Raw genomic sequence first — 12,227 nt, 5'->3', positions numbered from 1 at the left:
CCTAACCTCAGCTGATGTCCAGGGGGCGGGTCCCCGCCCGTTCGCCCGGTGCGCGCATTGTGGACAACCCCCGACGGAACGGGAGTTGGCGGTACGACGGACAGCCCGGGGTCCGCGCGCGGACGGCGGCGGGGGCACCGCGCGATGACACGGGACCGGCAGCCGGTGCTGCCGGTCCCGTGCGGGTGGGCGGGGCTCCGGGTCAGCCCACCAGGCCCAGTTCCCGGGCGATCAGCAACCGCTGGACCTCGCTCGTGCCCTCGCCGATCTCCAGGATCTTGGAGTCGCGCCACATACGGGCCACCGGGTACTCGTTCATGAAGCCGTAGCCGCCGTGGATCTGGGTCGCCTCGCGGGCGTTGTCGACGGCCACCGTGGAGGAGTAGAGCTTGGCCAGGGCCGCCTCCTTCTTGAAGGGCTCGCCGGCCACCAGCCGGCTGGCGGCGTCGCGCCAGGCGAGGCGGGCCGTGTGGGCCTTCATCTCCATGTCGGCGATCTTGAACTGGATCGCCTGGTTGGCGCCGATGGGCCTGCCGAAGGCGCGGCGTTCCTTGGCGTACTTCACCGACTCGTCCACGCAGCCCTGGGCCAGGCCCGTCGCCAGGGCCGCGATGGCGATGCGGCCCTCGTCCAGGATGCGCAGGAACTGGGCGTAGCCACGGCCCTGTTCGCCCAGGAGGTTGGCGGCGGGGACGCGGACGTCGGCGAACGACAGCTCGCGGGTGTCCGACGCGTTCCAGCCGACCTTCGAGTAGGGCGCCGCCACCGTGAAGCCCGGTGTGCCCGACGGGACGATGATCGCCGAGATCTCCGGCCGGCCGTCCGGCTTGCGGCCGGTGACGGCGGTGACGGTCACCAGCCCCGTGATGTCCGTGCCCGAGTTCGTGATGAAGCACTTCGTGCCGTTGATCACCCACTCGTCCGTGTCCGGGTCGAGCCGGGCCGTCGTACGGGTCGCCCCCGCGTCGCTGCCGCCGTCCGGCTCGGTCAGGCCGAACGCGCCCAGGACCTCACCCGAGCACAGCCGGGGCAGCCACCGGCGCTTCTGCTCCTCCGTGCCGAACAGGTGCAGCGGCATCGCGCCCAGCGAGACTCCCGCCTCCAGGGTGATGGCCACCGACGAGTCGACCCGGGCCAGCTCCTCCAGCGCGAGGCCGAGCGCCAGGTAGTCGCCGCCCATACCGCCGTACTCCTCCGGGAACGGCAGCCCGAACAGGCCCATGCGGCCCATCTCCCGCACGATCTCGTACGGGAACTCGTGCCGCTCGTAGAAGTCGCCGATCTTCGGCGCCACGACGTCGTGCGCGAACTCCTCCACCGTACGGCGGAGGTCCTCCAGCTCGGGGCTGAGACGGTGGTCCATGCTGATCACTGGTCCTTGTGGGAGAGAGCGCGGACGGTACGGGACGGGCTGGGCCGGCCCAGCTGTTCGGCCATCCACACGCTCGTGGCGGTCAGACGGCCGAGGTCGACCCCCGTCGCGATGCCGAGGCCGTGCAGCATCCAGACGAGGTCCTCGGTGGCGAGGTTGCCGGTGGCGGACCTGGCGTACGGGCAGCCGCCGAGGCCGCCCGCGGAGGCGTCGACCGTGGTGACGCCGTGCTGGAGCGCCGCCAGTGTGTTGGCGAGCGCCTGGCCGTAGGTGTCGTGGAAGTGCACGCCGATCGTCTCCGTCGGCACGCCCCTGTCGTTGAGCAGCCCGAGCAGCTCGCGCACCTGGCCGGCCGTGGCCACACCGATCGTGTCGCCGAGACTCAGCTCGTCGCAGCCCATGTCCCGCAGGGCCGTGCACACCCGGGCCACCTGGTGCGCCGGCACCGCGCCCTCCCACGGGTCGCCGAAGCACATGGACACATAGCCGCGCACGTGCACGCCCTGGTCCTTGGCCTGCCGCACCACCGGCTCGAACACCGCCAGCGACTCGTCCAGCGTGCGGTTGAGGTTGGCCTTCGCGAAGGACTCGGTGGCGCTGGCGAACACGGCGACGCGCCCGGCGCCGAGGGCCAGCGCCCGGTCCAGGCCGCGCCGGTTGGGGACCAGCACCGGCAGGGCCACCCCGGGCAGGTCGCTCACCTGTGGGAACAGCTCCTCGGCGTCGGCCAGTTGGGGCACCCACTTGGGGTGCACGAAGCTCGTCGCCTCGATCGTCGTCAGACCCGCGCCGGCCAGCCGCCGGATGAACTCCGCCTTCACCGCCGTCGGCACGGCCGTCTTCTCGTTCTGCAGCCCGTCGCGCGCGCCGACCTCGTGGATCCGCACCCGCGCGGGCAGGCCCGGGACCGGTACGACCATGGGCAGACCGTCGGCGCTCATTCCGCCGCCTCCTTCGGGGCGATGACGGCCAGCACCTGGTCCATGGCGACCGTCGTACCGGGTGTCACGTCCAGCTCGGCGACCGTGCCGGCGTGCGGGGCGGAGATGACGTGCTCCATCTTCATCGCCTCCACCACCAGCAGGCTCTGCCCGGCGGTCACCTCGTCGCCGACGGCCACCTTGACCACCGTCACCGTGCCGGGCATGGGCGCGGTGAGCGAGTCGGCACCCGCGTGGGCCGCGCGGTTCAGGGACGCGGCCACCGGGTCGTGGTCGCGCACCTGCCAGGCGTCCCCGTCCCGGCCGATCCAGTCGCCGGCCCGGTGGAAGGTGTGCCGGACGCCGTCGAGGGTGACGGTCACGCGGTCACCGGTGACGGTGTGCGTGCCCCGGGGGGTGTACGTCACCGCCTCCTGCGCCCGCAGGTGGAAGGCCGGCGGCTTCGGGGTGCCGCCGAGCCGCCAGCCGCTCGGCACGGAGAAGGGGTCGGTCCAGCCCTCCGCGCGCGGCTTGAGCCGCTCCAGGCGTACGGCCGCCGCCGCCTCGTAGACCTCCTCGGGCACGTCCGTGGGGACCAGGTCGTCCACGACGCGCTCGACCAGGCCCGTGTCCAGCTCGCCCGCGACGACCGCCGGGTGCGCGAGCAGCCGGCGCAGGAACCCGGCGTTGGTCTGCACGCCCAGCGTGACCGTCTCCGCGAGCGCCGAGCGGAGCTTCCTGAGCGCCGTCGCGCGGTCGGGGCCGTACGCGATCACCTTGGACAGCATCGGGTCGTACAGGCTGCCCACCTCGGTGCCCTCGGTGAGCCCGGAGTCGGTGCGCACGCCGTCGCCCTGCGGTTCGCCCAGCAGCAGGACCGTGCCGCCGGAGGGCAGGAACCCGCGCGCGGGGTCCTCCGCGCAGATACGGGCCTCCACCGCGTGGCCGGTCAGCCGCAGGTCCTCCTGGGCGAACCCCAGCGGCTCCCCGGCGGCCACCCGCAGCTGCCACTCCACCAGGTCCAGCCCGGTGACGAGTTCGGTGACCGGGTGCTCCACCTGGAGGCGGGTGTTCATCTCCATGAAGTAGTACTGCGAGGGATCGCCGCCCGGGACGATGAACTCCACCGTCCCCGCGCCCCGGTACCCGCACGAGTGCGCCGCCTGCACGGCCGCCTCGCCCATCGCGGCCCGGGTCCGCTCGTCGAGGAGCACGCTCGGCGCCTCCTCGATGATCTTCTGGTGGCGCCGCTGGAGGGAGCACTCGCGCTCGCCCAGGTGGACCACGTTGCCGTGGCCGTCGGCGAGCACCTGGATCTCGATGTGCCGCGGCCGGTCGACCCACCGCTCCACCAGCAGGGTGTCGTCGCCGAAGGAGGCGCGGGCCTCGCGGCGGGCGGCGGCGATCTCCTCCTCCAGCACGGTCAGGTCCCGCACCAGCCGCATGCCCTTGCCGCCGCCGCCGGCGGACGGCTTGAGCAGCACGGGCGCGCCCAGCGCGCGGGCCGCCTCGGCGAGCTCGGGGTCCCGGCCGCCCGGCACCACCGGCACTCCGGCCGCCTGGACCGTCTCCTTGGCCCGGATCTTGTCGCCCATGAGCGCGATCGCGTCCGCCGGCGGGCCGATGAAGACCAGCCCCGCCTCCTCGCAGGCGCGCGCGAAGCCCGCGTTCTCCGCGAGGAAGCCGTAGCCGGGGTGGACGGCCTGGGCGCCGGTGCGGGCGGCGGCCTGAAGCAGCCGCTCCACCGACAGATAGCTCTCGGCGGCCGGCGCCGGACCGATCCGTACCGCCGTGTCGGCCTCCCGGACGTGCCGCGCGTCGGCGTCGGCGTCGGAGAAGACCGCCACCGAGCGTACGCCCAGCGAGCGGAGCGTACGGATGACGCGTACGGCGATCTCGCCCCGGTTGGCCACCAGCACTGTGTCGAACACGGTTCCCCTCCTCACATCCGGAAGACGCCGAACTGGGGGTCTCCCAGGGGCGCGTTGGCGCAGGCCGTCAGGGCGAGGCCCAGCACCTGACGGGTCTCCAGCGGGTCGATGACGCCGTCGTCCCAGAGCCGGGCGGTGGCGTAGTAGGCGTTGCCCTGGCGTTCGTACTGGGCGCGGACGGGCGCCTTGAACGCCTCCTCGTCCTCGGCGGACCACTGCTCCCCGCGCGCCTGAAGCTGGTCCCGCTTGACGGTCGCCAGCACGGACGCGGCCTGCTCGCCGCCCATGACGGAGATCTTGGCGTTGGGCCACATCCACAGGAAGCGGGGCGAGTAGGCCCGGCCGCACATCGAGTAGTTGCCCGCGCCGTACGAGCCGCCGACGACGACCGTCAGCTTCGGCACGCGGGTGCAGGCGACCGCGGTCACCATCTTGGCGCCGTGCTTGGCGATGCCGCCCGCCTCGTAGTCCTTGCCGACCATGAAACCGGAGATGTTCTGGAGGAACACCAGCGGAATGCCGCGCTGGTCGCACAGCTCGATGAAGTGGGCGCCCTTCTGGGCGGACTCGGAGAACAGGATGCCGTTGTTGGCGACGATCCCGACCGGGTGGCCGTGGATGCGCGCGAAGCCGGTGACCAGGGTCTGCCCGAACTCGCTCTTGAACTCCGCGAACCGGGAGCCGTCGACCACGCGCGCGATGATCTCGCGGACGTCGTAGGGGGTGCGGGAGTCGACGGGGACCGCGCCGTAGAGCCCGTAGGGGTCGGCCTTCGGCTCGGTGACGGGCACGACCTCCCAGGGCGGGGACTGCCGGGCCGGGAGCGTGGCGACGATGTTCCGGACGATCCTCAGGGCGTGCGCGTCGTCCTCGGCGAGGTGGTCGGTGACCCCGGAGACACGCGAGTGGACCTCGCCGCCGCCCAGCTCCTCCGCCGTGACGACCTCACCGGTGGCCGCCTTCACCAGCGGCGGGCCGCCCAGGAAGATCGTGCCCTGGCCGCGGACGATCACGGCCTCGTCGCTCATCGCCGGGACGTACGCCCCGCCGGCCGTGCAGGAGCCGAGCACGGCCGCGATCTGCGGGATGCCCGCGCCGGACATCCGGGCCTGGTTGTAGAAGATCCGCCCGAAGTGGTCCCGGTCCGGGAAGACCTCGTCCTGCATCGGCAGGAAGGCCCCGCCGGAGTCGACCAGGTAGACGCACGGCAGCCGGTTGTCCAGGGCCACCTCCTGCGCGCGCAGGTGCTTCTTCACCGTCATCGGGTAGTACGTGCCGCCCTTGACCGTGGCGTCGTTCGCGACGATCACGCACTCGCGGCCGCTGACCCGGCCGATCCCGGCGATCACTCCGGCCGCCGGGGCCTGCCCCTCGTACATCCCGTCGGCCGCGAGCGGGGCCAGCTCCAGGAAGGGCGAGCCCGGGTCGAGCAGCGTGTCCACCCTGTCCCTCGGCAGCAGCTTGCCGCGCGCGGTGTGCCGGGCGCGTGCCTTCTCGCCGCCGCCGAGGGCCGCCGCGGCCAGCTTGGCGCGCAGCTCCTCCACGAGGGCCAGATGCGCCTGTTCGTTGGCCCTCCAGGCCTCCGACGCGGGATCTGCCGCGCTGTGAAGCTCCGGTGCCTCCTGCATCCTGCGGTTCCCCTCACCGGTGATCGAACCTGTTAATGAGCGTTAACCATTGCCATCAGGTTAACGACCGCTAACCTCGCTGTCTAGAATTGTCTGCATGGCCACCAGAACCGACGCACCGACCCGCCGTGAGCAGATCCTCAAGGAGGCCGCCCGGCTGTTCGCCGAGCGCGGGTTCCACGGTGTCGGTGTCGACGAGATAGGCGCCGCGGTCGGCATCAGCGGCCCCGGCCTCTACCGGCACTTCCCGGGCAAGGACGCGATGCTCGCCGAACTGCTGGTCGGCATCAGCGGGCAGCTGCTCACCGGTGCCAGGCGCCGGCTGGCCGAGGCCGACGGGGTCCCCGCGACCCGCGTCCTCGACTCCCTGATCGAGGGCCACATCGACTTCGCCCTGGACGACCGCCCGCTGATCACCCTGCACGACCGCGAGCTGGACCGCCTGCGGGACAGCGACCGCAAGCTGGTGCGGCAGCTCCAGCGGCAGTACGTGGAGCTGTGGGTGGAGGTGGTCCGCGCGGTGTACCCGGGCCTGACCGAACCGGCCGCCCGCTCGGCCGTCCACTCGGTCTTCGGCCTGCTCAACTCCACGCCCCACCTGGGCCGCGCGGGGACCCTGCCGGGGCGCGGGGTGACGGCGGCGCTGCTGCACCGGATGGCGCGGGGGGCGTTCGAGGCGGCGGGGGAGGGGTGACGCGGGTCACGCGATCGTCATCCCCGAGGCTGTCCTCGACGAGGAAGGCCTCGCCGTCGACGCGGCCGAGGTGCCGGCCGCTGTCGAGATCGTCTTGCCGTCCGAGTTCCGCCGGTACGGCAAAGCCGGCGACTGACCGGGACGCGTGGCAAAGGTCACCCTGGACGCCTGAGCGTACTCGCCAGTACCTTGGCATCTGAGCAAGCGCTTAGACATGCCGATGTCAGGTACGTGGAGGTGGGCGGCGTGCGCCGTACGGTGTTCAACGAGGATCACGAGGCGTTCCGGGAGACCCTTCGCGCCTTCATCGAGGCCGAGGTCGTGCCGGTGTACGACGAGTGGTTCGCCGCCGGCCAGGCGCCGCGCGACTTCTACTACAAGCTCGGCGAGCTGGGCATCTTCGGCATCAGCGTGCCCGAGGAGTTCGGCGGCGCGGGCCTGGACACCCACAAGTTCGAGGCCGTCCTCTACGAGGAGACCGCCCGCGCCGGCGTCCAGTTCGGCGGCTCCGGCGTGCACGTGCTGCTCGCCCTGCCCTACATCAAGATGCTCGCCACCGACGAGCAGAAGAAGCGCTACCTGCCGAAGTTCGTCACCGGCGAGGAGATGTGGGCCATCGCGATGACCGAGCCGGGCACCGGCTCCGACCTCGCGGGCATGAAGACCACCGCCAGGCTCTCCGAGGACGGCACGCACTACGTCCTCAACGGCGCCAAGACCTTCATCACCGGCGGTGTGCACGCCGACAAGGTGATCGTCTGCGCCCGCACGGCCGCGCCCACCGCCGAGGACCGCCGCCACGGCATCTCCCTGTTCGCTGTGGACACCAAGTCCGAGGGCTACTCCATCGGCCGCAAGCTGGACAAGCTGGGCCTGCGCACCTCCGACACCGCCGAGCTGGCCTTCGTCGACGTCAAGGTCCCGGTCGAGGACCTGCTCGGCGAGGAGAACAAGGGCTTCTCCTACCTCGGCCACAACCTGGCCTCCGAGCGCTGGGGCATCGCCTTCGGCGCCTACGCCCAGGCCAAGGCCGCCGTCCGGTTCGCCAAGAGCTACGTGCAGGAGCGCACCGTCTTCGGCAAGCCGGTCGCCCACTTCCAGAACACCAAGTTCGAGCTGGCCGCCTGCCAGGCCGAGGTGGACGCCGCCGAGGCGGTCGCCGACCGCGCCCTGGAGGCCCTGGACGCCGGTGAGCTGACCCCCGCCGAGGCCGCCTCCGCGAAGCTGTTCTGCACCGAGGTCGCGCACCGCGTCATCGACCGCTGCCTCCAGCTGCACGGCGGCTACGGCTACATGAACGAGTACCCGATCGCCCGTCTGTACGCGGACAACCGGGTCAACCGCATCTACGGCGGCACCAGCGAGATCATGAAGACGATCATCGCCAAGGACATGGGTCTGTAAGGCCCCGGACACCGACACGCGATCACTGGCCGGTACAACAGCACACCATGAGCCAGGCACTCCAGGATCTCCTCGATCTGCTCGACCTGGAGCAGATCGAGGAGAACATCTTCCGCGGCCGCTCCCGCTCCGCCGTCGTCCCGCGCGTCTTCGGCGGGCAGGTGGCGGCGCAGGCGCTGGTCGCCGCCGGGCGGACGGTCCCCGCGGACCGGCCCGCCCACTCCCTGCACGCGTACTTCCTGCGCCCCGGCGACCCGGGCGCGCCCATCGTCTACACCGTGGACCGCATCCGTGACGGCCGGTCCTTCACCACCCGCCGGGTGGTCGCCGTCCAGCACGGCAAGCCGATCTTCCACCTGTCGGCGTCCTTCCAGGCGTACGAGGACGGGCTGGAGCACCAGGCGCCCATGCCCGCCGCGCCCGACCCGGCGACCCTGCCGACCTCCCAGGAGCGGCTGCGCGGCTACGGCCACCTCGCCCCCGACGTCGTGGAGCGGTTCCTCGAGGCGCGCGAGGCGATCGACCTCAGGTACGTGGACGAGCCGCCGTACGGGCGGTACGGCGAGCCGCGCGAGCCGCACTCGCAGGTGTGGTTCCGCACCAACGGCAAGCTCGGCGGCGCCGTCGACGAACCCCTGCTGCACGTCGTCCTCGCCACCTACGTCTCCGACATGACCCTGCTCGACTCGGTGCTGCTCGCGCACGGGCGCGGCGGCTGGGCCGTCGGGGACGTCGTCGGCGCCTCCCTGGACCACGCGATGTGGTTCCACCGCCCCTTCCGGGCGGACGAATGGCTGCTGTACGACCAGGAGTCGCCGTCCGCGCACGGCGGCCGGGGCCTCGGCCAGGCCCGCATCTACACCCAGGACGGGCGGCTCGCCATCTCGGTCATCCAGGAGGGTGTCGTCCGGGTGCCGAGACGATCGTGACGGGGGCGCTGTCCGCCTGCCGAGACGGCCGTGACCGGGGTGCTCTCCGAGATGACGCGTGACCCGTGTGGGACTAGGCTCTCTGAGTGAAAGGCCGCAGTGAACGGCATGCCCGGCAGACCCCTGTGTGAGGTGCCCGGCGCGTTTCGGTTCCAACTGGCTGCGGTGACATCTGAAGACCGCGCCGCATTCTTCCCCTTTCGCAGCGGCGACGGCCATCCACCTCGCGCTTCCTCAGGGAGCCGTGAGAGACGATGGAGATGGAAGGTATTCCCATGCGATCACAGCGCGTGAGGCGTCTTGTCGCGATTTCCGCCAGCGGCCTGCTGCTGGCCGGCGGAGCCGCGATCGGCACGGCCGGAACCGCCTCTGCCTCGACCCACAGCGACCACGGTTCCTACAGCTGGAACTGGGGCGACGATGACGACAACGGCTACGGCGGTGACCACGGCGGCGGCTATGGCGGCGGCTACGGCGGTGACCACGGCGGCGGCTATGGCGGTGACCACGGCGGCGGCTACGGCGGCGGTCACGGTGGCGGCTACGGTGGCGGCGGCCACGGCGGTGGCGGTCACGGTGGCGGCGGTCACGGTGGTGGCGGCCACGGCGGCGGCGGTGGCGGTCACGGCGGCGGTGGCGGCGGCCACGGCGGCGGTGGCGGCGGCCACGGCGGCGGAGGAGGTGGCGGCGGCCACTGAGCCGACCACGAACTGAAGACGTGCGGCCCCGTTCGCGGGGCCGCACCCCGTTCTGTGCCGGAGCGTCGGACCCCCGGCGTGCGGCCGTGTCAGGCCAGACCGGCCGCGGCGAGCAGGTACGCGGTCATCGGGTCGTAGTGACGCGGGCTCACCACATGGTCGTCCAGCGGGACGACGACCTGCACGGTGCCCTCGGACTCGGCGAGGAACAGCGCCGGGTCGTTGCAGTCGGCGTACCCCACGGAGTCGACCCCGTGCTGTCCCGCGTACCCGGCCCAGCCGTGGTCGGCGACCACCAGGTCCGGAAGCGGGCGCCCCTCCCGCTCAAGTCCCGTGAGAATGGCCCGCATCGGCTCACCGGAGTGCGTGTGCCACAGCGTCGCCCCGTGCTCCAGCACGGCCACGTCCGCGAACTGCATCACGTATCCCTCGTCCGTCTGGAGCCCGTCCGGGATGACGACGATCTCGCAGCCGGCGGCGCGCAACGCGGCCGCCGTGGCCCGGTGGACGTCCAGCAGCCCCCCGGGATGCCCGGTCGCGAACAGCACCCGCTGCCGGTCCTCGGCGGCCTTGCGTAGCCGCGCCGCCATGCGGTCGAGGGCGTCCACCGTCAGCTCGGGGTCGATGGTGTCCTGCCCGTACCGGTATTCCGGGTCGTCGTTGACGCCCACCCGCTCGGCCATCACCGCGAGCACGTCCTGCTCGTCCGTCCAGCGGTCGCCCAGTTCCAGGCCGAGCCAGTAGTTGCGGACACCGTTGGCGAGCTGACGGTAGTGGGAGAGGTTGTTCTCGCGGGGCGTGGCGACGTCCCCCGCGATACGCGTGCGCACCAGGTGGTCGACGAGCTGGGCGCGGCTGGGTGTCCCGGATATCGGCATGCCTCCCATTGTGGGGCAGTGCCCGGCGCGCGTCCTCGGCATACCGACCGCTGGGACGGGGGTCACGCACGGTCGCCGTCAGTCACGGCGCAGCGCGAACCACAGCTCCATGCGCACGTCCGGATCGTCCAGGTCGGCGGCCAACAGGGCGGCGCAGCGGGCGATCCGCTGCCGCACGGTGTTGCGGTGCACGCCGAGCGCCACCGCCGTACGGTCCCAATTGCCGTGCAGGGACAGCCAGGTGCGCAGGGTGTCGGCGAGCGCGGCCTGCCCCGCGAGGGGACCGAGCAGCGCACGGGCATGGGTCTCGGCGTCCGCACGCGGCACCAGGTCCGCCAGCGCCGGCCGGGCGGCGTGCCGGACCAGCGGAGTGCGGGTGGCGCGGGCCCGGGCGAGGGCGCGGGCGGCCTGGGTGTCGGCGGCCGGCCACTCCCGGGGCCCGGCCGCGGCACTCACGCCGAGCGTCCAGCCGGGCTGCGGTCCCGGTTCCCGCTCCGCCGGCACCAGCACCCGTACGACGTCGCGGGCGAGGTCGACCAGCGGCGAACCCAGGGCGGCGCCCAGCGCGGAGGCGGCGACCGCGTCGGGGGCCTGGGCCTCCGGCCGCGCGTGCACCACGAGCCACTGCCCGGTGCCGAGGAGCGGCGCCACCTCCTCGGGCGGGGCGCCTAGCAGCAGCCGGACGAGCGCGGAGGACCGGGCCGCCCCGGCGCCGCTGTGGTGCTCCCCGGTCAGCAGGGCCAGCAGGACGGCGGCGACCGAGGCGATGGTGTGATCACCCGGGTCGCGCCGGGGGGCGGCCACCCCCAGCACGAACCCCTCCCCGGCGCCGAGGGCGTAGACGGCGAGGTGGGTGGTGCCGTGGGTGTCGGTGGCGGAGGCGGGGTGCGGGCGGGGGGCCGGCGTGCCGGGTGCGCTCGGGGCGCCCGGTGCGGAAGGGGCCGGGTGCGGTCGGCCGCGGGGCACGGCCGGATGCCTGACCACGCCCGCCAGCTCCGCCAGCGCCGTCCGCGCGCCCTCCGGTGTCTCCCGGCCGGCCCCCGCGATCTCCGTGCCGTCGGGCCCGTAGAGCACCGCCCGGCCGCCCAGGCGCTGGGCCAGCTGGCGCAGCACCGAGGGGACCGGGTCCGGCCGGGAGGCGGCGGCCGCGAGACTCTGCTGGGCCTCGGTCACCCGGCGCAGCTCGGCCAGCCGGGCCTGCGCCATCAGCTGCCAGACCGCCCGGGCCACCCCGGAGAACGTGGTCTGCGGCGGGACCTCCAGCAGTGGCAGCCCGTACCGGTCGCAGGCGGCGACCAGGGCGCGCGGGACCGTGTCGTGCACGGGGGCCACCCCGAAGCCGAGGGCCGCGCCGCCCGCCGCCACGATCCGGGCCACGTAGTTGTCGAAGTAGGTCCCCGAGCCGGCCGCCTCCGGGATGTGCACCCCGGCCGTCAGCAGCAGCTCGCCGCCCAGCAGATAGGGGTACGGGTCGGCCATCTCCGAGGTGTGCGCCCAGTGGACCGCGATCCCCGGGTCCGTGGGTCCGGCGATCTGCCGCAGGGCGAGGTCGTCCCGGGCCAGCAGCGCCTGGAGTGTGACCGGCGGGGTCGGTGGGACCGCTGGGGCGAGCGTCTCCGGCATGGTGTGCGTTCCCTCCATCCCACCCCGTTCATATGGATGAAACGTACACTTCGCAGTCGCTTTCCGGCCACCTAGCCTCAAGGGGCACGGCAGCCGCGGGTACGGGCGGATGTCCCCGCGAGCCGCTGCCGGCACATCCCCGAAGAACCT

Annotated in this window: 10 protein-coding genes; 3 read left to right on the top strand and 7 right to left on the bottom strand. The window is 72.9% G+C overall.

The annotated features are described in order from the left end of the window. Positions 1 to 202: 202 nt before the first annotated feature. From AB0946_RS03375 to AB0946_RS03360, 4 genes are read right to left on the bottom strand one after another with little or no spacing between them, the layout of a single operon-like run. A complete protein-coding gene (locus tag AB0946_RS03375; protein ID WP_366758928.1) occupies positions 203 to 1,363 on the bottom strand; it encodes an acyl-CoA dehydrogenase family protein in 1,161 nt (386 codons plus the stop codon). Between the two features lie 5 nt (positions 1,364 to 1,368). Beyond that, positions 1,369 to 2,313, bottom strand: a complete 945-nt coding sequence (locus tag AB0946_RS03370; protein WP_366758927.1) for a hydroxymethylglutaryl-CoA lyase — start codon at positions 2,311 to 2,313, stop codon at positions 1,369 to 1,371. Beyond that, positions 2,310 to 4,223, bottom strand: coding sequence for a biotin carboxylase N-terminal domain-containing protein (locus tag AB0946_RS03365; protein WP_366758926.1), 1,914 nt, complete (start codon positions 4,221 to 4,223; stop codon positions 2,310 to 2,312). The genes AB0946_RS03370 and AB0946_RS03365 overlap by 4 nt, the downstream gene beginning before the upstream one ends. A gap of 11 nt (positions 4,224 to 4,234) precedes the next feature. Further along, a complete protein-coding gene (locus AB0946_RS03360) occupies positions 4,235 to 5,851 on the bottom strand; it encodes a carboxyl transferase domain-containing protein (protein ID WP_366758925.1) in 1,617 nt (538 codons plus the stop codon). 97 nt (positions 5,852 to 5,948) lie between these two features. On the opposite strand from AB0946_RS03360, the gene AB0946_RS03355 reads away from it, so the two are divergent. From AB0946_RS03355 to AB0946_RS03345, 3 genes are all read left to right on the top strand, one after another. Then, positions 5,949 to 6,545 (top strand): TetR/AcrR family transcriptional regulator, encoded by a 597-nt coding sequence (locus AB0946_RS03355; RefSeq protein ID WP_366758924.1) that lies wholly within the window; start codon positions 5,949 to 5,951, stop codon positions 6,543 to 6,545. 246 nt (positions 6,546 to 6,791) lie between these two features. Then, on the top strand, positions 6,792 to 7,949 hold the full coding sequence (locus AB0946_RS03350; protein WP_366758923.1) for an acyl-CoA dehydrogenase family protein: 1,158 nt from the start codon (positions 6,792 to 6,794) through the stop codon (positions 7,947 to 7,949). 47 nt (positions 7,950 to 7,996) lie between these two features. Next, on the top strand, positions 7,997 to 8,878 hold the full coding sequence (locus AB0946_RS03345; RefSeq protein WP_366758922.1) for an acyl-CoA thioesterase II: 882 nt from the start codon (positions 7,997 to 7,999) through the stop codon (positions 8,876 to 8,878). 281 nt (positions 8,879 to 9,159) lie between these two features. Here the strand turns inward: AB0946_RS03345 and AB0946_RS03340 are convergent, their stop codons facing one another. The 3 genes from AB0946_RS03340 to AB0946_RS03330 form a co-directional block, all read right to left on the bottom strand. Next, positions 9,160 to 9,585, bottom strand: a complete 426-nt coding sequence (locus AB0946_RS03340) for a hypothetical protein (RefSeq protein ID WP_366758921.1) — start codon at positions 9,583 to 9,585, stop codon at positions 9,160 to 9,162. 80 nt (positions 9,586 to 9,665) lie between these two features. Continuing rightward, on the bottom strand, positions 9,666 to 10,454 hold the full coding sequence (locus AB0946_RS03335; protein ID WP_366758920.1) for a phosphatase: 789 nt from the start codon (positions 10,452 to 10,454) through the stop codon (positions 9,666 to 9,668). A gap of 78 nt (positions 10,455 to 10,532) precedes the next feature. Continuing rightward, positions 10,533 to 12,077 carry a PucR family transcriptional regulator ligand-binding domain-containing protein gene (locus AB0946_RS03330; protein ID WP_366758919.1) on the bottom strand — a complete coding sequence of 515 codons (1,545 nt, stop codon included), beginning with the start codon at positions 12,075 to 12,077 and terminating at the stop codon, positions 10,533 to 10,535. Positions 12,078 to 12,227 lie beyond the last annotated feature (150 nt).

The organism is Streptomyces sp. NPDC046870 (assembly GCF_040704595.1).
GTDB lineage: Bacteria > Actinomycetota > Actinomycetes > Streptomycetales > Streptomycetaceae > Streptomyces > Streptomyces argyrophylli.
Note: the sequence above shows the minus strand (reverse complement) of the source record. Positions and strands in the feature narration are given on the sequence as shown.